Below are 19,660 nucleotides of genomic sequence, written 5' to 3' on the forward strand. Positions count from 1 at the left end.
TATAGTGAAGAAATATTATTCTTCTTATTTGTAGATTGATTGAGGTTTACGATACCACCAATGGAAGAAATGTTTCTGAATCCAAGGCTGAATCCAGCGGTCAAGTCCCAGTGCGCGACCTGAGCCGTTCATCAGTGCAATGGCAACGAAGATGTACCAGATGGACACCCAAGTCAGCATACCAGTTGACGCAAACATAACAGTCAATCCAGCAGTTGCTGCTGAGGCGATGAATGTGAAGGCACCAGCCATAATGGCCAAAGCCAGAAGCAATTCAACAATTGACATGACTTTCTGCAGGAACAGCGCCGTCTCGTAGTTCGGAATCATGAACTTCGTAATTCCTACCATCCATTTCGGCACACCGTCTGTTGTAGCCTTAGGCATTGTGCCGTACTCATAAGTCAGCCCCCAGACATGTTTGATACCGTCTGGACTCTGGTCAGCAGGCACAGCGTTGAAAATGCTGTTCCACCAGCCCATGAAGCCGCCGGTAGATTTAGGTGCAGTGATTGCAGCCGCACTCGAAGATGAAGTCGAAGTCGCTGTTGAAGCACCTGCTGCCGCATCTGCAGCGCTTGAAGCAACTGAAGATGACGATGAAGCTGTTGTTGAAGCTCCCGCCTCAGCTGCTGCGCTTGAAGCCGTCGTAGCAGCTTTAGCCACAGGCTTCACCAGCCAGCCAGTTGGAGAATAGCCTTTCACGAAAGTCGAAATCTTAACCGTATCGCCCATCCAAGAATGCGCAGAATCACCGAAGACCTTCGGTACAGCATCCAGCAGCCAAATCAGACCATAGAACAAACGCAGCGGGAAGCTCCAGAGCACATTGCCCAGACGAGAGAAATGCCCGCGTCCCAGATTGCGTCCGTCTGGCGTGTGGAAGAATTCGTTTTTCAGATAAGTAAAGAAATACCAGAGCGAGCCGATTTCAAGCGTGTAAATAATGTAGATGAAATTCTTCATGAACATGGCAAAGAAGCTTGACAGACGCCATTTATCAAAGAGGAAGGCCACACCATATTTACCGCCGATTGAAACCATGGTACCAGACATCTTGAAGACAAACTTCTTCTTCTCAGTGCCTTTCATGTCAGCGATGATATTCGCCGCTGCTGTACCGCCAGTCTGCTCGGCCGCTTCAACAATCTGCGGCTGAGGACGGCCGTCACTACCGATGAAGCCGGAAATATCACCTGCCACATAGATACCTTGGCCCTCAAAGCCGATGGCTTCCATGTATTCATTGGCATGCAGACGATGGCCGCGTTCAGTTTCCTGAAGCTCGAAAACACTCGCCTGCGTATTGCCTTGAACACCTGTTGTCCAAATCAGCGTGTAGGTTGGAATCGTCTCTGTGGTCTTCTCTTCGTCTTTCGCGCCGACAGCCACTTTCACAAAGTCTTTGCCTACCTCAGTAATGCCGTGATTCAGCAGGAAATTCACGCCGTGTTTCTGCATGTACTTCATTGCCTTGTCAGCCTGCTTACGGTCAAGCGTATTCAGAATCGTCGGCATCATTTCGATAATGTTCAGCGTGAAATCTTTCGGGTCAATCTTCCAGTCTTTAGCCGTAACATCGCGCCATTCAATGAGTTCACCCATCATTTCGATACCAGTGAATCCAGAACCAGCCACTGAGAAATTCAGCATAGCCTTACGTTTCTCGTCGTCAAGCTCAGTTGAAGCGCGCTGAACGATGGCCTCCAGATGATGCTTGATGCGCATCGCGTCTTCCATTGACCAAAGCGTAAATGAATGCTCTTTAACCCCTGGAATACCGAAATCAGCCGGCTCGGCACCCATGGCTACGACTACATAATCGTATTCATAACTGCCGTGCGTTGTTTTTACAACTTTAGCCTCTTTGTCCACACTCGTCACTTCATCCGTGACAATATGTACATTTTTCCGTTTACCGACCAGACGCCCCAAATCATACTGGGCATTGGTGAAAGGCACACGGCCAGCGGCAACCTCATGCAACTGGGTCATCATAGTGTGATAACTATGACGATCAATCAACGTAATCTCAGCGTCAGTTTTCAACGCCTTTGACAAAGTTTTAGTCGCTTTAAGGCCTGCAAAGCCTGCGCCCACGACAACAATTTTTTTTGTCATGTTTACTCCTAATATAAAAAATAATATAGTTCACTCTTTATTATAGCTTATCTGTCCCGATTTGACAACAATTGTGTGTGAAAACAAAAACATGAGAAAATAATGATAATTCTGGACAATTTATTGACAAAGTCTTATTTTTTGAGCAACTATACTCTCTTCTACATTTTTTCCTCTGAACTCTTTGTACACACTGTCAGAATTCACCTGCCGCAGACAAGTTATGAAAAAAACTGCGTCAAGCAGCTTTTTTCGTAAAATCAAATATGTTTAGAAACATTCAAGCGGTTAATCGCACGGCGCAGGGCAACTTCTGCACGGCGCTGCGCATCCGTCGAATGTTTATCGTGAGCTTCCTGAATTTCACGTTCAGCAGCCATTTTCGCACGTTCAGCCCGTGAAACGTCAATATCGCGGTCACGTTCGGCCGAATCGGCAATGATTGTGACGACGTTTTGGTTGACTTCGACGATACCGCCGTTTACGGCAATGTAATCAACTTTATTCTTGTCTTCAATGCGGCGGACTTTTACCTCGTCCACGCTCAAGCGGGCAATGGTTTCAATCATGTTGGGCAAGATACCCATTTCACCATAAACTGTACGGAGACTTATATAAGTTCCATGGTGGTCATAGGTGATGCCGTCAGGTGTGATGACCTGAACTGTCATTTCGCTTGTTTCTGCCATGATTAGTAACCCATTTTCTTGGCTTTTTCGAGCACATCTTCAATTGGTCCGCAGCTCATGAAGGCTTCTTCCGGAATCTCATCATATTTGCCTGACAAGATGTCTTTGAAGTCCTGAACGGTCTTTTCTACTGGCACGTATGAGCCTGGCTGTCCTGTAAATGCTTCTGCCACGTGGAAGTTCTGCGACAGGAAGAACTGGATGCGGCGGGCACGTCCGACTAATTGTTTCTCATCATCAGACAATTCGTCCATACCGAGAATGGCGATGATATCCTGCAGTTCTTTGTATCGCTGCAGCACACGCTGGACTTCCATAGCTACCGCATAGTGCTCTTTGCCGACGATTTCAGGCGTCAGGGCACGTGAAGAGGAAGCCAGAGGGTCAACGGCAGGGTAGATACCCATTTGTGTCAGGCGGCGCTCCAGGTTGGTTGTGGAATCCAAATGGGCGAAGGCTGTTGCGGGCGCTGGGTCAGTATAGTCGTCGGCAGGCACGTAGATGGCCTGAATCGAGGTAACTGAGCCTTTCTTGGTTGATGTGATACGCTCCTGCAGCTGGCCCATTTCAGTGGCCAGTGTCGGCTGGTAGCCAACTGCGGACGGCATACGTCCCAAGAGGGCGGATACTTCTGAGCCTGCTTGAGTGAAGCGGAAAATGTTGTCAATAAAGAGCAGCACATCCTGTCCTTCGACGTCGCGGAAATACTCAGCAATGGTTAAACCTGTCAGGGCCACACGCATGCGGGCACCTGGCGGCTCGTTCATCTGTCCGAAGACCATAGCCGTTTTCTCCAGGACGCCAGAGCCTTTCATTTCAAAGTACAGGTCATTTCCTTCACGGGTACGCTCGCCGACACCGGTAAAGACTGAGATGCCGCCGTGCTCCTGGGCAATGTTGTGAATCAGCTCCTGAATCAGGACGGTTTTTCCGACACCGGCACCGCCGAAGAGTCCGACTTTACCGCCTTTTAGGTAAGGGGCAAGCAAGTCAACGACTTTGATGCCTGTGACCAGAATCTCGTTGGCTGTTGACAGTTCGTCGAATTTCGGCGCCTCTCTGTGAATCGGGTCGCGCTTTGCGTCTTCTGCAAATGGCGTGCCGCCGTCAATCGTATCACCAAGCACGTTAAATACACGTCCAAGCGTCTCTTTGCCGACCGGTACGCTGATTGCTTTGCCGGTATCAAGCACTTCGAGTCCGCGCGTCAGGCCGTCGGTTGACTCCATGGCGATTGTACGGATGATGCCGTCGCCAAGTTCAAGTGCGACTTCAAGCGTGACTTTGGTTTTTGTGCCATCAACGTCTTTGTAGACAATCAATGCGTTATTGATTTCAGGAAGTGCCGTGTCAGTTGAGAACTCAACGTCAACGACTGGTCCGATAACCTGTGTAATTTTACCAGAACTCAATTAATTTCCTCCTTGTAATAGTAATAGCGTTCGCCCGAGGGCTCGGCTTGTTGTTTTACTTAATTTAGATGGCCGAAGCACCGGCTACAATTTCTGTGATTTCTTGGGTGATTGCAGCTTGCCGTGCACGGTTGTATGCAATTGTTAATGAGTCAATCACGTTATGTGCGTTGTCTGTTGCTGTACGCATGGCCGACATGCCGGCGGCATGTTCAGCGGTTTTAGCATCAACAATGGCCCCGTAAATCATTGACTCAGCATACTGCGGCAGGAGTCCGTCGAGAATCTCTTTGCGGCTGGGCTCAAGTTCAAATTCAAAGTTGCGTTTTTTATTGCCGGCCTCTTCGATTTCATCTGCGTCAATTGTAATCGGCAGCATTTTCTCCATGCGCACTGAACTGGTCAAGCTGTTGATGTGATGGTTGTAGCAGACATAGAGTTCGTCAAAGACTTCGTCGGAGAAGAGCTTGACAGACTGGCTCACAATTTCGTCCACTTGTGCAAAAGACAAATTTTCAGCAATGCCGCGCAGCTCGTAAGCTAATTCAATGCCGCGTGCTTTGAAGAATTCTGCGCCCATTGCACCAAGCGCAAGGACTGAATATTCTTCGCCTTTTTCCTGATGTTCCTTGAACTTGGCCATAACAGACTTCAAAATGTTGGTGTTATAGCCGCCGACGAGGCCGCGGTCAGAGGTAATGACTAAATAGCCGGTTCTTTTGACTGGGCGCACTGTCAGCAAGGGATTTTCAGTTTTGGATTCACCATGCGAAACCAGGTCAATTGTGACTTCGTGAACTTTTTCAGCATAAATCTGATAGTTCTTGGCAATTTTTTCCGATTTCTGCAGTTTTGCCGCAGAAACCATCTGCATGGCTCCAGTAATCTGGCTCGTTTTCTGCGTGGACGCAATCTTTGTTTTTATTTCATTCAGAGATCCAGCCATGGCTATTCTCCGTAATTCGTAGATTTCTTGAATTCTGTAATTGCAGCATCCAAATCGTCTGTATTTGGCAAGTCCTTTGTCGTTGTGATGGTGTCAAACAAGTCTTTGTGATGAATGTCAATGAAATCAAACATCTTGCTTTCAAAATCAAGAATGTCGTCAACCGGCACATCATCCAGGAAACCGTGTGTCAGCGCATAAAGAATCACAACCTGCTTCGCAACAGGCAGCGGCTTGTGCAGCGGCTGTTTCAGCACTTCTACCGTCCGGCGCCCGCGGTTCAGTTTTGCCTGAGTGGCCGCATCCAAGTCCGAGCCGAATTGAGTAAAGGCTTCGAGTTCACGGTATGACGCAAGGTCAAGACGCAGTGTCCCTGCAACCTTCTTCATGGCTTTGATTTGGGCAGCACCGCCGACACGCGACACGGAAAGTCCGGCATCAATGGCAGGACGTACGCCTGAGTAGAACAGGTCGTCTTCCAGGAAGATTTGTCCGTCTGTGATGGAAATCACGTTCGTGGCAATGTAGGCTGAGATGTCTCCGGCCTGTGTCTCGATGAACGGCAGGGCAGTCATTGAACCGCCGCCCAGCTCATCAGAAAGCTTGGCCGCACGCTCCAAAAGACGTGAATGCAGATAGAAGACATCACCCGGATAGGCTTCACGACCTGGCGGACGACGCAGCAAGAGCGAAAGTTCACGGTAGGCCACGGCCTGTTTAGATAAATCATCGTATACGATGAGCACATGCTTGCCGTTATACATGAATTCCTCACCCATGGCAGCACCTGCATATGGCGCAATGTACAAGAGCGGGGAAGGCTGTGATGCTGACGCTGTCACAACAATCGTATAATCAAGCGCACCGAAAGCACGCAGTGTTTCAACCTGTGTACGGACGGTTGATTCTTTTTGACCAATCGCAACATAGATACAAATCATATCTTCGTCTTTTTGATTCAGGATTGTATCAATGGCGATGGATGTTTTACCGGTTTGACGATCACCGATAATCAACTCACGCTGACCACGTCCAATTGGCACCAGGGCATCAATGGCTTTGATACCGGTTTGCAGCGGCTCAAAGACTGATTTGCGCTGCATGACACCTGGGGCTTTGAATTCGACAGGACGTGTTTTATCTGTCTTAATTTCACCGAGGCCGTCCACGGGTCTTCCCAGCGGGTCTACGACGCGGCCGATTAAGGCTTCGCCGACAGGCACTTCCATGATTTTGCCGGTACGCTTAACCGTATCACCTTCGCGGATGGTTTGGAAATCGCCCAGGATGATGATACCTACGTCTGTAGCATCAAGGTTCTGCGCCATACCAAATGAGCCGTTCGAAAACTCAACAAGCTCGCCGCTCATCGCATTTTCAAGGCCGTAAGCACGCGCAATACCGTCACCGATGTAAGTGACAACGCCTGTTTCAGCTACTTCAAAATCTGGTGTGAAATTTTCAATTTGTTGTTTAATCAGCGAGCTGATTTCATTTGCAGTTATTGCCAATGTTTAAGCTCCTTCTTTATTTTGATTTGAGTTCGACACGCTAGAAGCTAGTAAGCAGTCGCTTCCCCACTATGTGGGGGAAATTTCTACGCTTCTTGACGGGCGTGTCTCGCATCGTTATAATTCTACGGCGATTTTCGCCAGTTGTGACTTGATGGAGGCGTCTAGGACCTTCGCCTCGTTTTTGATGATGAATCCGCCAAGGATGTTTTCATTCACTTGGTTGATGATTGTCACGTTTTTCAGTTTGAATTCTGCTTTGATGACATTTGTCATCTTCTCTTTCTGGGCTTTCGTTAGTGCGACTGAGGTAATGACTTCAACCTCATCATGGCCAAGGGCCTTGTTTGCCTGTGCCACAAACTCTTTCAGACTTTCTGACAATAGGGCATATCTGCCGTTTTCCGCGATGAGCTTCAAGTAATTTCCCATAAAGAGCGACATGTCGCCGGCAATTTTGTTCAAGAGTGCAGTTTTCTGCTCGTCTGGAACAATTTGCTCGCTGAGATAACTTTGAGCCTGACAATTTTCGAGTGCCTCTTGGATTTCTTTAACTTCTGCTAAGATTTCCTCAACTGAGTTCCGGCCTTTGGCGGCTTCAAGCAGTGCTTTCGCGTATTTTCTCGCAATGATTGTTTCTGCCATTATTTGTCACCCAGTTTTGCTAAATAGCTGTCAATCAATTCTGACTGGCTGTCGGCATCCAAAGACTTTCCGATTAGTTTCTCGGCAATTTGTACTGAAATTGACGCGACATCATTCCTGACGCCTTTGAGTGCTGCATCTCTTTCGTTGGCTATGTCATCTGCGGCATGCTTTTTCTGCTTGGTAACTTCGGTTAATGTTTCTTCAAGCATGTTTTGACGAGTTTGGGCTGCTGTGACGGTTGCGGTTTTTACAATGTCTGCTGCTTCTTCACGCGTATGTGAAAGTTCTGTTTCACGCTGCGTTACAAGCTCATCTGCCGATTTGTGGGCCTCTTCGGCCGCATCAATGTCGTCAGTGATTTTTTTTGCACGGGCTTCAAATATGCTTGTAATTTGTTTCCATGCAAACTTTTTAAGTAAAAACAGCAGAATTAGAAATCCGCCGGTGACAACGATGACATTTCCGATAATCGTGTTCACGGGAGCAGTTTCAGCTAAAAACATAATTTTCTACTCCTTTCTCAATGTTCAGCCAGTACTTTGTGGCTGAGATAGACATTTGTCAGTATAGTAAAGACATAGGCCTGAATTGCTCCGATGAAGAGCGAGAAGCCAATCCAAATCACTTCCAGAACGATTGACAATGGATACAGCCACACAATGGAGGTTGCCAATGACGCAATCAGTCCCAGCAGAATCTCACCAGCAAAAATGTTGCCGTAAAGCCGGAGACCCAGTGACAGCGTGTTCGTGAATTCTTCAAGCAAGTTTAAAGGCAGCATAAATGCAGGCGGCTTCAGGAAAGAATTCTTGATATAGCCCCATAGGCCGAACTTTTCAGCACCTGCTAAATTTGAGAAAACAATGACGATACCCGCAAGTGTAATTGTGATGATTGGATTCGCAGTTGGCGACTTCCAGAGGCTTAGGCCTGTCGGCGACTCAAGTTTTGTCACCAGACCGATTTCATTTGCAATCAGCACAAATGAAAAAATGCTGAATGAGAAAAATGAAAACCTTCTTGCTTCAGCGTCACCAAGATTATCTTTTCCTATACCCGAAACAAAATCGACTACAAATTCAAGTACATTTTGTTTACCTTTCGGAACAATTGTCATCTTGCGACTTGCCCAAAAAACCAGAAGAAAGATGATGAGCACGGTCAAGAGCGTCATTATTAAAATTGTGCCGTCAAATGCGATTGGGCCTACATTAAATGTCCAGGTTTTTTCCATGCCGATTCCTCCTTTCTATGTACTTCATAGTGAAGGGGTTAAAGGGCAAAGGACATGGCTACAGTGATGAAGAAGGTGGCTTCGACGAAGGCTACACCGATAATCATACGTCCAAATAGTCTCGATTCCATTTCCGGCTGACGAGCAGCGGCATTCAAAAAGTTAAGCACGATAAGGGCATCCCCAACTGCGGCTGCGGCTGCGGCGATTGCGACTGCAAGGATATTAATTGATCCAGTCATTTTTTTCTTCTTTCTTTTCAGCTTTCGCTGTTTTTATTTTTTACTTTTAAATCTTACACCTTATCGCGCTTAAAGTCAAAACTTTTGTCAGATTTTGGACGTTTTCTGAAAATTTTTCTTTTTATTTTCATTTTGTGCTTGTTATTTTCCAGGTTTGGCCTGACTTTACGAGTTTCACTGCTCCTTGCTGGTCGGTTCGAAAAATCTGTGCATGATTTGCCTTAAATGTATCCAGTGTCTCTTGATTCGGGTGATGATAACGATTATTCAAGCCGGCAGAAATTAAGGCAATTTTCGGGCGAATTTTTTTGATAAAATCTGGGCTTGAAGAGGTTCTGCTGCCGTGGTGACCGGCTTTCAGCACATCTGTTTTCAGATTTGGATAATTTTGCAGGAGTTCTTCTTCTCCTGCCTGTTCAAGGTCTCCGGTGAAGAGAAATTTAGTGCCGTAAAATCGGCCGTAAGTCGCAATAGAATCATTGTTCCCGCCGTCTCCAGTGTAGCCGTTGGCGAGAACTTGAAGATAACTATCAAAAATGGGGATTTTTTCGCCGATTTTGGCCGTTTTGACCGGAACTTTTGCCGCTTTGAGTGCTTCAGCCATTTTCGGTACGGTCATGGCGCCGCGGTCTACCAATATTTCCTTGATTTTGATTTTATCAGTCAATACAAGTAGGTCGCCTACATGGTCATCGTCTGTATGAGTCAGTATCAGCGTATCAATCGTGCCGATACCGACCGACTGAAGATAGGGAATCAGTGTTCTGTCCGCGTTTGAATCTGTTACACGCTTCTGCCAGGGCGACGGGCTCTTGAAAGAGACTTTGCCGCCAGTGTCAATCAGAATTGTTCTGCGGTTGAGCGCATCCCGCAGCAGAATGCTGTCTCCCTGGCCGATGTCAATCATCGTGATACTGGGCGACAGCGGATTTTTCCCGAAGAAAAACAGGGCAAGGATTGCCAGAAGCAACAGAGCAGCAGGAATTTTTCGCCGCCGCAAATCAATCATTAAACCTATCGTAGCCAGCAGTGCCAGGAAAATCGGCAATGTCGGCGTTCCCAGCACCAAAGGGTAATGAAAGAATCCATCCACGAACTGAATCAATATTTCCAGCCATTTGAAAAAGAAATTGACGTTAATTGAGAGGCCTGTCAAAAGAGAGAGCAGGAAAATCAGCACTAAGGCAGGCAGCATCAGCAGGTCGAAAATGACTGAAAACCCGAAGGTCAGCAGAATTGAAAAGGGCTGAAAGACGTGAAAATCCAGCACCAGCAAGGGCAGCACGCCCAACGACAGAATGCTTGACTCCAGCAGAGTTTTTCGGATGCCTGTGAGCTGTGAAAAGAGGCCTGAGAGCATGATGAGTAAAAAGGCGTACATCATCGTCAGCTGGCCGCCGGTTGTCATCAGAAATTTCGGCTGCAGAATCAGCAGGGCAAAAAAAGTTAAGCCGAAATTGTCCAGACCGCTTGCCTTGATATTTTTCTGCAGGAGCGAGCGCAGGACGGACACGGAAAGTCCAGTCAGGAAAGCATAGAAGACGCTGAACGGGATTTGAAATCTGTCCACAATGTCTTTTCGGCAGCCCAAACGCAGCAGAATCTTGCGCAGCCAATCGATGAAAAAATTCACCTGCATGCCGGAGAGTGCAAATAGATGGATAATTCCCAGCGAACTGTAGATGTCGCTCATTTGCTCAAAATCCTTGCCGATGTAGCCGAACAGCAGGCCTGTCATGTAACTCGACATGGGCGCCGGAAAATGCGCATTTGCCCAGAGAATCGCCCGGCGGCGGATGATTCTCAAGTCCAGATTTGAGCGTGATTCGATACTTTTGATGGCTTTGACAGTGACAATCTGGTAAATATTCTGTGTCTTCAGGTATTTGCTGTAGTCGAAGCCGTTGAAATTCCGCTGTCCTTCGGGGATTTCCAGTTCTGCTTCAATGTGAAGCCTGACGTTTGAATCCAGTTTCTTAAAGTAATTCTGCTCTTTCTCGGATTTGATGGTATAGTAAGCCTGAAACGTGCGACCGCCGTCGGATTTGCCGCGAAAGCTGAGCAGGTCACCGTTGACTTCCATTGTGTCAATCTGCGGCGCGATTTGATGAATCTCTGATGGCATGTTTTTGATTTGCCGGATTTCATTGAATTTAAAAAATCCCAGAAAAGCGCCAATCAGTAGAATCAGCGGAAACATCCGCCAGTATTTTCTATAAATTGCCAGCCCGCAAGAGAACACGAAAATAAGCAGTATCAGCCAGCTGAAGCGCCAAATGCAGAAATAGAGCAGACTTGTCAGATAAACTAGAAAAATCAGCGGGAAATTGAGCTTCTGGTTAATTTTCTCAATCAGCATCAATCAACTGTAATGCTTTCCTTCAACTTTTCCAGGCTTTTTGGACCGAAGCCTGAAACATTTCCGAGTTCATCGGCTGACTTGAATGGACCGTTTTGCGTGCGGTAATCAATGATGTCCTGAGCCTTTTTCTGTCCTACGCCGCTCAGTGTCTGGAGTTGTGTCAAATCTGCTGTGTTGATGTTGACTTTTGCCGAATTGCCCTCGTTTGCGCTTGTGCTGTCACTGGGGCTCGCTGCTGTAGTGCTTGCAGCGGCCGCAGCGGGAGCTGCTTTTTCATCAGTGGTCGGAACATAGATGACCTGGGCGTCGCTGATTTTGGCGGCCAGGTTGATTGACTTCTGCTCGGCATTGTCTGTGAAGCCGCCGGCCAGCTGAATGATGTCATTGACGCGCAAATCTGCTTCCACCGTGTAGATAGAAGGTTTTCGGACTGCGCCTTTGACGTCGACAACGATTTTGCCTGACGCACTTGATGATGTTGAGCTGTCCAATGCGGAGGACTTTTCCGCCGGCTTCGATTTTTTTGTAGACAAATCGCTTGAATTCGTCTCGGTTGAACTGGCTGTTATTTCTGGCAGCTGATTGTCACGGGGCGATCTCGTCAGGCTGTTAAAGACAAAAAATCCGCCAATGACCACTAATGCCGCGAATACACCGGCTGCAATCTGCCAATGTTCTTTGGCTTTCTCGATTAATTTTTGAATGTTCATTTTTCCCTCCTACTTACTAATACGAAAAATTTGGGAAAATGTTACAAAAAAATCCCGATTTCTCAGGATTTTTCTGATTTAAAATTAACGGTTGTAATACTCGATTTTCTGAGGATTTCTTTCTTCCATGACAATCGGCAGTATCGCGGGTTTGCGCTTGGTCTGGTCATAGAGGAATTTGCCCAGTGCATCGCGAATCGCGCCTTTCATATCCGCCCAGTCGAAGTCTTTGGTTTCATTCAGGTATTTCTCTGCGGCCGTATTGGCGAGATTGGCCGCTTCACGCATCAAGTCACGCGAGGCCTTGACAAAGACGAAGCCGCGCGTGTGCACCATGGCTTTGCTGACAATTTTCTTTTTCTGCCGGTCAATGGTGATGACGGAAATGAAGATACCTTCTTCTGACAGGACTTTCCGGTCGCGCAGGACGACAGAGCCGATATCACCGATGCCGGCGCCGTCAATCATGACGCTCTCGGCTGGTACAGTGCCGTCGGGCACCATTTTACCTTTGTTAAAGCTGATGACTTCACCGCGTGTCGCTAAGAAAATGCGATTCACAGGGAAGCCCATTTCCATGGCTAAATCAGCATGTGCTTTGAGTTCGCGGTATTCGCCCTGAACCGGAATCAGATTTTTCGGCCGCAGCAAATCCAGCATGAATTGTAAATCACGTGCGTTAGCATTGCCGGACACGCGTAAATCGGAGCTCAGCGCTTTCATGATGCCGCCGGCCCGATAAACCAAATCTTCTGTCCGGGCAACTTTGGTTTCAAAAGCCAGCGAAGGACTTGTCACTGAGTAAACCAGGTCGCCCTCTTTGATTTTAACGTATCTGTGCCGGTTGGTGGCCATGAGTTCCAGTGCATGAAGCGGCTCGCCCATACGGCCGGTTTCGACAATCACCAGCTCATTGTCCGGATATTTGTTGATATTTTTGGGGGAAATAATCATGCTCTGATTGACGATGCGCAGTTTTTTAAGGCGTGTCGCCGTTTCAACGATTTGCTCCATGTCTTCGCCTGTAAATGCTACGCGGCGTCCGAGCTGCAGGGCAATGTCGACAACTTGCTGAACGCGGCCGATATTGCCGGAGTTGCAGGCAATGATGACGCGGCCTTCACTGTCGTCGATTACGTCGAAAATTTTGTCTCGAATTTCTGTCTCACTGGCAGATTGAATTGTGGACAGAGCGTTGGCTGAGGCGCTGAGCAAGGCTAAAACACCCGATTTGCCGATTTCCGCCAAACGTCCCATATTTGTCTTATAGCCTTCGCCTACAGCAGGGTCGAAGCGGAAGTCGCCGGTGTAGACAATGCTGCCGTCTTTTTTCGTTGAAACCACGATGCCCAGGCTTTCCGGGATTGTGTGCGTCGTTGAGAAAAATGAAATTGTGGCTTCGCCGAAGTCAATTTCTGTTGTCTCGCTGACGACGTGGAAGTCGGTAAAATTCTTGCTGCCTTCGTAGTTTTTCGTGTTGATTTTGGCCAGCTCAACGGTCAGCTCACTGCCGAAGACCGGAACGTCGATTTCTGAGAGCAGGTAGGGCAAGGCGCCGATTGAGTCTGCGTGGCCGTGTGTCAGGAAAACGCCGGCAATGCGCTCGGCATTTTCAGACAGGTAGGTCAAGTCTGGAATGACGCAGTCCACGCCGAGCATTTCGCTTTCAGGGTATTTGAGCCCGCAATCAAGCACAAAAATGGTCCGGTCGACCTCGACCAGATACATGTTTTTCCCGAACTCGCGGACACCGCCCATCGGGATAATCTTTATTTTTGACATAGTAAAAAAACCTTTTCTTAAGTTTTGAATCAGATTCGTGCAGAGCAAATCTCGGCTCGGTCAAATCTGACAAGTTTATCCGTAAATAACTTTATTTTATTAAGTCTACCATTTTTAAGGGAAATTTTCAAAGGTAATTCTCGAGAAATTTTCGGATTGTCTGCCGGTAAAGCGGTATGTCTGTCTCGTAAGCCTGTGTATGTCCTGCTTTAGGGACTTCCAGGACTTCTGTGATTCCCTGGCTTGCGGCGGCGTTTTTTGCCAGCATGGAAAATGGCACGAAATTGTCTTCTTGGCCGTGAATTAAGAGCAGCGGACGGGTATTTTTCGCCAGTTGGGTCACTGATGAGGCTTCATGCCAGTCATAGCCTGCAAAGATTTTGCACCAGAAGCTCATTAGGGGCAATATTGGCCAGGCTGGCACATGATAGCGGTGCAGCTGGTGTTTGATTTCATTCCAGACGGAGTCGTAGCCGCAGTCTTCGATGAAGCATTTCACGTTTGACGGTAAGGTGTCGCCTGAGAGCATCATGATTGTCGATGCGCCCATGGAGATGCCCCAGAGTGCAATCTCGGCTTCTGGGTTTTTCTTAATGGTTTGCGCTATCCAGCATTTCATGTCTTCTTTGTCCAGCCAGCCGAAGCCTACCCAGCGCCCCTGCGCTTCGGTGCTCGCCCGCATCTCAGGCATTACTAGATTGTAGCCTAAATGATGGAAAAGCCAGCTGAATCCGAAAAATCGGTCACGAATGCCGTCGTAGCCGTGGGCCATAATGACTGTTTTATTGGTCGGCTGCTCGGCCGGGAGATACCAGGCATGTAGCTGCAGGCCGTCTGAGGTTGTGACTTGCCACTCAGATTTTGCAGCCTGCTGAAAGGCCAGACCGTCGGGGTAAAGGGGATGCGTCTCTGAAACTTGCTCAATTGTGAAATTATTGCGATGAATAATGTAAAAAAAGCCTGCAAAAGACGACAATAGCACAAACAGAACGAGTCCGAGCAAAATCCACAGAAAAATCATAGTACTTCCTCACTTTTCAAGAAATCTTTCTCTACAAAATATCCTGCCAGTTCAATTACCAGTAGAATCCCCAGAAGGCCCAGCAGCATTGTTGCTAGCTCCATCAGCAGGAGTTTGGAATTCAGGATTTCCGCGACTGTAAAGTGCAGGCGGATGTACCAGAGAATCAGGCCCAGAGAGGAGCCTAGCATGCCGAAGAAGAGTGTGTTGACGGCTGTTCCGATAATCTGCTGTGAAATGATTCTTCGCTGGTTTTTAAATTGGACAGAAGTCATCAATTCGTCCTGTTCAATAACTTCATTGAGATTGGTGACGATGGCCATGGCTGCTTCTGCTACTGCGCCCAGCAGCGAAATAATGAAGACAGCGATGACAATGTTTGAGAAGTTGATGCCGATATCGGCAGACAGGGCTTCCAGCGCTTCGGCATCTTCTTTGACAAATCCTTGAAATTGTCCGATATATTGGATTAATACTGCCAAAAACATTAGTCCTGCGAGCACTATACTGCTCGATTTAAAGGCTGTGCTGGCCGTTTTTTCGTCCGGCGTGGACATAAAAATTGAAAAGGCCATGATTGCAAAGGATAATATCGGCAGGACTATCAGAATCGGGAATCCCCAGGCCATGACTGTAATCAGAATGAAAATCATCAGGAAATTCAGGCCTAGGCCGATTAAATTCTTCAAGCCGTCTTTGCCGGCCACCAGTAACATGAGAAGGACAAAAATCAGCAACAGAATTACTAGAGCGTTCATTTGGCACCTCCATTGGAATAGCGTTCGCGTGAGCGCTCGGCTTTACTCCCAGCATGAACTCCTAGACTGGTCACAAAAGCGGTGACCGGCACTGACAGGACGATTCCGATGCCTGAGATAATGGTCTGAAGCAGGCCCATGTTCAGGTCGACGCCGGCTACATAATTCCAGTCAAGGCCGTTTCTTAGCAGGAGAATTGTATTCTGCAAGAGTTCTGCCATGAAAACCATGAACAGAACGTTTGTCAGTGTCCCGATAATTTCCCGTCCTATAGACATTCCCGAGCGGAAATAGTCCTTAAAGGTCATCTCCAGCTGGTTCTCCTGATTTTGCCGGTAAAGGCCGAAAAGGCCGACGACAATATCGCCTGTTCCGTCCATAATTGCCCCGAGTACCGAGATGATGCAGCTCATGTAGAACAGGTCAACCGGGTCCTGCGTGATAAAATCCAGATATTCGAAATGAATGCCGTCATTGCCAGTCAAGGCCAGGACTGATATGGCCAGCGAAAAGGTTATCAGCATGGTCAGCATGGTGGTGAGAAAGGTAAAGAGCATCTGCCGCGTCCGCCCGAGCACGAAGAGGAGCGATGAGATGACGAAAACGAACGATAAAATGCCGAAAATCAGCAGAACGGGGCCGCTGAACTGCAAGTCAAAGACGAGTGCAATTCCGAAATACAGCAGATTTAATAACAGTGATAAAATCAGAAAAATCGAGCTTCGCCAGCGGACAAAGGTCGCCAGAAGTCCGATAAACAGTGTAATCAAAGCGCCTAAAAGCGCGTCTCTTTTCAGGCTGAGAATGCTGTAGTCGCCGTTTACTTGATTCAGAATGACTTTTTGTCCCGTCCGGTAGACTTGTCCCGTAACTTGAGAGACGGCAGTCTTGTTCAGGAGTTTGAAATTTTTTCCACTCTGGTTAAGAAGACGAATCGTCAATTCCTGTGTGAGAACCGTGTCCCGATTGCCCTTGCTGTCGGTCACGCTGTCCTTTGAGAGCTGCCGAACAGAGCTGATTTGGCCAATCGGCTGCTTCTGGTAAAGAAAAGCGTCGTTATCCAGCAGCACAAAAACCAGCAGACTGGCAAGCAGCGTGAAAAGAACTTTCTTGATGAGGGGAGAAATTCTCATGATAATTTATTATAAACTTATCTGGCAAAAAATGCCTGCAAAACAAATATTTCCAGTTTCTCAGGTCTGCTCTGTAAGAATTAATCCGGCGGCCGTGATGAGCGCCTCCTGGGCAGCGATTCCATCCTCATCGCTGTGAAAACCGCTGCCGTAGGATGCAATCAGATACTGCCTGCCGTCCTGCAGTGTCACAGAGCCGATGGAATTGTCCACAATCAGGTTATTGTCATCAAGAATGCCCCAGCCGTTTTTCACGGCCAGTGTTTTGACGTCTGCGGCGGCTGCGAACTGGCTGATGCCCCACTGCTGCTCGGCTTCTACATTCTGCATTTCGTTTTTGATGTAGGCCTGCTGAGCGCTTGTCAGGATTTTTGACGGGAGAAAGATATTTTTCAGGAGAATCAGCTGGTCCTGCGGGCTTGTGGTGCTGAGTCCCCAGCCGTCTGTTTCGAGGCCTGAGACGGACGCATTCATACCGAGCTTTGAGAAGAGTTTTTGAATCGGGTCGGCTTCATTGGACAGGCTTTCAAAGATGATGGCACTTGTCGCATCGTTACTGGAGTTCCGCATCATGGCCTGAATGTTGTTTGTCAGGTTGGCATCGAAATTGCGGCCGTCAGAATTTCTTGACAGTAAAAGTTCCGTCAGGACGGATAATTTGATGGTTGAGGCAGTGTAGCAGACGCTCTGTGTGTTTTTCTGATAGGTATAAGTTTGCCGCATCGAAACGTCATAGATGGCCAGGCTGAAATTTCCGGTCAGGCTTTGGCCTGTGTGCGCGAGTTCGCTTGAAAAGGCTCTTTCTGACAGTGGTTCTGCGTTTTTTGGCTGTCTGCTGCTTTGAGAGGGCTTGGAATCTTGGGCGGTCGGCTTCTGTGCTGACGTAGTCTTGCTTGAACCTAGTCCTGCCGCTAGGCTTTCGGCTTTTATTTCCGGCATGAATTTGATGAGCAGGATGCCGCAGAAAATGAGCACTGACAGGATGTTGAGCAGCTGATGCAGTTTTGAGAGCTTTGAATGATTATAAGGCATTAGCTGCATTATATCAAAGTTCAGATAATTTTAGGATGTCCTCATTAAAATTTTAGACAGTTTTGCTTGTTTTGCGCAAAAACTTGTCAGAAACTGCGGCCTCCGCCTGAGCCTCCGTCAGATGAGCTGTAGTTATTGCCGTTGTTCTGGGGAAGCTCGCGGCGGGTGATATATGTATTGACCAGAAGGTCACTGTGCCCTGTGAGCTGGACCTGGCCGTTTGTCTGGTAATCGTAAAAAATCTGAGCAGTTGAATCTTTCATCGCGTAGCTTCTTTTGGTCAGCGCCGTGAAAATGACGCTCACAAGTGCGCCTAAAACGACAGAGATAAAAATGGCCGTCAGCAAGGCTGTCAAAGGTGTAAACTTCTTGTTTGCTGCCGCAGAATCAGGAATGCCGGCCGAATAATAAGTTTGAATCTTCGTCAGAAAATCGCTGGCTGCCTGAGAATAATTTCCGGAAGACAAATCATTTTGAACCTGGTCAAGCAGAGCGTTTACCCGGCTTTCCGGCAGGTAATCGGCCATTTTTCCGGTAGACCAAATGTACACTTGGCGCAAATTCATGTTGATGGCAAGCACGACGCCGTCATTTGATTTGCTGGGGCTAAGCTTGTCACGCAGATAACTTTTTGCGAAATTTTCGACTTTTGTCTCGTTATTTGTTGTTACGATATAGACAGATGATTGAGTTTTGTCCGCAGATTCTTGAACCATTTGCTCCAAATTGTCCATATTTCCGCTTAAAATCTGGGCAGTGTCTTCAATTCCGGCATTGTAGGCTGAAGCCGAGACTTTTTCAGGCGCAGCGAAAAGTACAAGCAGCATGAAAAGGCCGACGATGACAGCAGAGAACGCATGTGACGTTAATTTCTTTTTCATGAAATGAAACCTCCCCCTGCCAGAATCGCGTAAACTGCCGCCGCACCAATCACAGCAATGGCTGCAAAGAGGAGCAGGGCAAAACGCCGCAGTTTAGCCTTATCGACCGGCAAGACACCGGCCACTTTACCTGTCTGACCATTCATGGCGTAATAGAAAAGCGTGTCGTTTCCGCGCTCACGGTAAGTCACAAGCCAAATCGGCAAAAGCGCATAATCCTCATCAAGATTCTCAAGCGTCTGCGCCGACTGAACATTCGTAACACCCGCATAGCCCGTAATTGTCGACGTGAGAAGCCTTTCGGCATAATTTTCCATTTTGTCAGTCACATCTGTTTTTATCTGAGAAAACTCAATGTCGCGTTTTTCCGTCAAAAAGCCGGACAAATACTGGCTTTTGAAGTCAATCGCCTTGCTCAAATCAAAGGGCTGGACCGCCGCAACCAGCTTATCAGACAGATTTTTCTGCAGAGCATTTTGGATATAATTTTTTAAACTGCTCTTGCCGTGCCGACTGACCTCAAATTCTGAGGTCTCCGTATATTCAGCCTCGCCGTCCTGCCAAACCCGGTATTTTACCGCATGTGCCGTCACTTCGCCGTCCAAATCAGCCTCAACTGTCCAGTAAGGAAAATAAACCCCCGACAAATTCTGAATCTGCTTCTTGCTGAAAAAAGCCGCAGGAACAAAGCGCTTCTTCCCCACCCATTGGACGAATTTTTCCTCCGCGGCTTTACGGTCAATCTGAAAAGGAATCAGCTTCTCCGGCAGAAACTTACCCGACAGACGTTCCGTCAAAACCACCGGATTCTGGCAATAAAAACAGAAAGTCGAAGCCGTCGTGGCACTGGTCACGATTTGGGCGCCGCAGGAGGGGCAGATGAAAATGCCAACATTCTCAGAGACATTATCGCCCGCTGGCTCCGCTTTCTCCTCAGAATTCTCCTGAACTTGAGAGTCAGCAGCGGAGGAAAGTGCCTCCGGCTGTGCCTCGGAAGCAGATAGGTCAGCTGAGCTGGACACTCCAGTATCTGCCTGTTTCTCCTGAATTTGGCTGACTTCAACTTCTGTAAAAATTGACTGGCAGTATTCGCAATGAAATTTCTGGTCTGAAGGGTCAAATTTCAGCGGACCGCCGCAATTCGGGCATTTATCCGTTCTAATCGTTGATTCTGTCAT

Annotated in this window: 18 protein-coding genes; all 18 read right to left on the minus strand. The window is 47.7% G+C overall.

The window, feature by feature from the left end; genetic code table 11:
* Positions 1 to 24 precede the first annotated feature (24 nt).
* A complete protein-coding gene (locus ACYQ2E_RS02005) occupies positions 25 to 2,121 on the minus strand; it encodes an NAD(P)/FAD-dependent oxidoreductase (protein ID WP_460016382.1) in 2,097 nt (698 codons plus the stop codon).
* A 260-nt stretch (positions 2,122 to 2,381) separates the two neighbouring features.
* Entirely contained in the window at positions 2,382 to 2,810 is a 429-nt protein-coding gene (locus tag ACYQ2E_RS02010) for a F0F1 ATP synthase subunit epsilon (protein WP_460016383.1), read from the minus strand.
* Between the two features lie 2 nt (positions 2,811 to 2,812).
* Positions 2,813 to 4,222: a F0F1 ATP synthase subunit beta gene (atpD, locus tag ACYQ2E_RS02015; RefSeq protein WP_460016384.1), complete on the minus strand. Its 1,410-nt coding sequence runs from the start codon at positions 4,220 to 4,222 to the stop codon at positions 2,813 to 2,815.
* Between the two features lie 64 nt (positions 4,223 to 4,286).
* Complete coding sequence (locus ACYQ2E_RS02020; protein ID WP_460016385.1) at positions 4,287 to 5,168, minus strand: F0F1 ATP synthase subunit gamma; 882 nt, start codon at positions 5,166 to 5,168, stop codon at positions 4,287 to 4,289.
* Positions 5,169 to 5,170: 2 nt separating this feature from the next.
* Positions 5,171 to 6,679: a F0F1 ATP synthase subunit alpha gene (gene atpA / locus ACYQ2E_RS02025; RefSeq protein ID WP_460016386.1), complete on the minus strand. Its 1,509-nt coding sequence runs from the start codon at positions 6,677 to 6,679 to the stop codon at positions 5,171 to 5,173.
* A 117-nt stretch (positions 6,680 to 6,796) separates the two neighbouring features.
* Complete coding sequence (locus tag ACYQ2E_RS02030) at positions 6,797 to 7,324, minus strand: F0F1 ATP synthase subunit delta (RefSeq protein WP_460016387.1); 528 nt, start codon at positions 7,322 to 7,324, stop codon at positions 6,797 to 6,799.
* Entirely contained in the window at positions 7,324 to 7,830 is a 507-nt protein-coding gene (gene atpF, locus ACYQ2E_RS02035; protein ID WP_460016388.1) for a F0F1 ATP synthase subunit B, read from the minus strand. The genes ACYQ2E_RS02030 and atpF overlap by 1 nt, the downstream gene beginning before the upstream one ends.
* A gap of 17 nt (positions 7,831 to 7,847) precedes the next feature.
* Positions 7,848 to 8,561 (minus strand): F0F1 ATP synthase subunit A, encoded by a 714-nt coding sequence (gene atpB, locus ACYQ2E_RS02040; protein WP_460016389.1) that lies wholly within the window; start codon positions 8,559 to 8,561, stop codon positions 7,848 to 7,850.
* A 38-nt stretch (positions 8,562 to 8,599) separates the two neighbouring features.
* Positions 8,600 to 8,803 carry an ATP synthase F0 subunit C gene (gene atpE / locus ACYQ2E_RS02045; protein ID WP_460016390.1) on the minus strand — a complete coding sequence of 68 codons (204 nt, stop codon included), beginning with the start codon at positions 8,801 to 8,803 and terminating at the stop codon, positions 8,600 to 8,602.
* A 127-nt stretch (positions 8,804 to 8,930) separates the two neighbouring features.
* Positions 8,931 to 11,162: a DNA internalization-related competence protein ComEC/Rec2 gene (locus ACYQ2E_RS02050; protein WP_460016391.1), complete on the minus strand. Its 2,232-nt coding sequence runs from the start codon at positions 11,160 to 11,162 to the stop codon at positions 8,931 to 8,933.
* The gene (locus tag ACYQ2E_RS02055) at positions 11,162 to 11,875 is read right to left on the minus strand and encodes a helix-hairpin-helix domain-containing protein (RefSeq protein ID WP_460016392.1); all 714 of its coding nucleotides are present in this window, start codon (positions 11,873 to 11,875) and stop codon (positions 11,162 to 11,164) included. Before ACYQ2E_RS02055 ends, ACYQ2E_RS02050 begins: the two co-directional genes overlap by 1 nt.
* An 84-nt stretch (positions 11,876 to 11,959) precedes the next feature.
* Positions 11,960 to 13,657 carry a ribonuclease J gene (locus ACYQ2E_RS02060; RefSeq protein ID WP_460016393.1) on the minus strand — a complete coding sequence of 566 codons (1,698 nt, stop codon included), beginning with the start codon at positions 13,655 to 13,657 and terminating at the stop codon, positions 11,960 to 11,962.
* A 127-nt stretch (positions 13,658 to 13,784) separates the two neighbouring features.
* On the minus strand, positions 13,785 to 14,678 hold the full coding sequence (locus ACYQ2E_RS02065) for an alpha/beta hydrolase (RefSeq protein WP_460016394.1): 894 nt from the start codon (positions 14,676 to 14,678) through the stop codon (positions 13,785 to 13,787).
* Positions 14,675 to 15,436: a YibE/F family protein gene (locus ACYQ2E_RS02070; protein ID WP_460016395.1), complete on the minus strand. Its 762-nt coding sequence runs from the start codon at positions 15,434 to 15,436 to the stop codon at positions 14,675 to 14,677. Before ACYQ2E_RS02070 ends, ACYQ2E_RS02065 begins: the two co-directional genes overlap by 4 nt.
* The gene (locus ACYQ2E_RS02075) at positions 15,433 to 16,569 is read right to left on the minus strand and encodes a YibE/F family protein (RefSeq protein WP_460016396.1); all 1,137 of its coding nucleotides are present in this window, start codon (positions 16,567 to 16,569) and stop codon (positions 15,433 to 15,435) included. Before ACYQ2E_RS02075 ends, ACYQ2E_RS02070 begins: the two co-directional genes overlap by 4 nt.
* Positions 16,570 to 16,629: 60 nt before the next feature.
* Positions 16,630 to 17,601, minus strand: a complete 972-nt coding sequence (locus tag ACYQ2E_RS02080; RefSeq protein WP_460016397.1) for a serine hydrolase — start codon at positions 17,599 to 17,601, stop codon at positions 16,630 to 16,632.
* 86 nt (positions 17,602 to 17,687) lie between these two features.
* Positions 17,688 to 18,482 carry a TPM domain-containing protein gene (locus ACYQ2E_RS02085; RefSeq protein WP_460016398.1) on the minus strand — a complete coding sequence of 265 codons (795 nt, stop codon included), beginning with the start codon at positions 18,480 to 18,482 and terminating at the stop codon, positions 17,688 to 17,690.
* The gene (locus ACYQ2E_RS02090) at positions 18,479 to 19,660 is read right to left on the minus strand and encodes a TFIIB-type zinc ribbon-containing protein (RefSeq protein ID WP_460016399.1); all 1,182 of its coding nucleotides are present in this window, start codon (positions 19,658 to 19,660) and stop codon (positions 18,479 to 18,481) included. Before ACYQ2E_RS02090 ends, ACYQ2E_RS02085 begins: the two co-directional genes overlap by 4 nt.

The sequence above is a fragment of the Lactovum odontotermitis genome (assembly GCF_054658595.1).

Excerpts from the sequence above, each read along its gene's own strand:
- ACYQ2E_RS02085 (WP_460016398.1), bottom strand. The coding sequence starts at position 18,482 with ATGAAAAAGAAATTAACGTCACATGCGTTCTCTGCTGTCATCGTCGGC.
- ACYQ2E_RS02030 (WP_460016387.1), bottom strand. The coding sequence starts at position 7,324 with ATGGCAGAAACAATCATTGCGAGAAAATACGCGAAAGCACTGCTTGAA.
- ACYQ2E_RS02055 (WP_460016392.1), bottom strand. The coding sequence starts at position 11,875 with ATGAACATTCAAAAATTAATCGAGAAAGCCAAAGAACATTGGCAGATT.
- ACYQ2E_RS02090 (WP_460016399.1), bottom strand. The coding sequence starts at position 19,660 with ATGACAGAATCAACGATTAGAACGGATAAATGCCCGAATTGCGGCGGT.
- ACYQ2E_RS02050 (WP_460016391.1), bottom strand. The coding sequence starts at position 11,162 with ATGCTGATTGAGAAAATTAACCAGAAGCTCAATTTCCCGCTGATTTTT.
- ACYQ2E_RS02065 (WP_460016394.1), bottom strand. The coding sequence starts at position 14,678 with ATGATTTTTCTGTGGATTTTGCTCGGACTCGTTCTGTTTGTGCTATTG.
- ACYQ2E_RS02060 (WP_460016393.1), bottom strand. The coding sequence starts at position 13,657 with ATGTCAAAAATAAAGATTATCCCGATGGGCGGTGTCCGCGAGTTCGGG.
- ACYQ2E_RS02075 (WP_460016396.1), bottom strand. The coding sequence starts at position 16,569 with ATGAGAATTTCTCCCCTCATCAAGAAAGTTCTTTTCACGCTGCTTGCC.
- atpB (WP_460016389.1), bottom strand. The coding sequence starts at position 8,561 with ATGGAAAAAACCTGGACATTTAATGTAGGCCCAATCGCATTTGACGGC.
- ACYQ2E_RS02080 (WP_460016397.1), bottom strand. The coding sequence starts at position 17,601 with ATGCCTTATAATCATTCAAAGCTCTCAAAACTGCATCAGCTGCTCAAC.
- ACYQ2E_RS02010 (WP_460016383.1), bottom strand. The coding sequence starts at position 2,810 with ATGGCAGAAACAAGCGAAATGACAGTTCAGGTCATCACACCTGACGGC.
- atpF (WP_460016388.1), bottom strand. The coding sequence starts at position 7,830 with ATGTTTTTAGCTGAAACTGCTCCCGTGAACACGATTATCGGAAATGTC.
- ACYQ2E_RS02005 (WP_460016382.1), bottom strand. The coding sequence starts at position 2,121 with ATGACAAAAAAAATTGTTGTCGTGGGCGCAGGCTTTGCAGGCCTTAAA.
- atpE (WP_460016390.1), bottom strand. The coding sequence starts at position 8,803 with ATGACTGGATCAATTAATATCCTTGCAGTCGCAATCGCCGCAGCCGCA.
- ACYQ2E_RS02070 (WP_460016395.1), bottom strand. The coding sequence starts at position 15,436 with ATGAACGCTCTAGTAATTCTGTTGCTGATTTTTGTCCTTCTCATGTTA.
- ACYQ2E_RS02020 (WP_460016385.1), bottom strand. The coding sequence starts at position 5,168 with ATGGCTGGATCTCTGAATGAAATAAAAACAAAGATTGCGTCCACGCAG.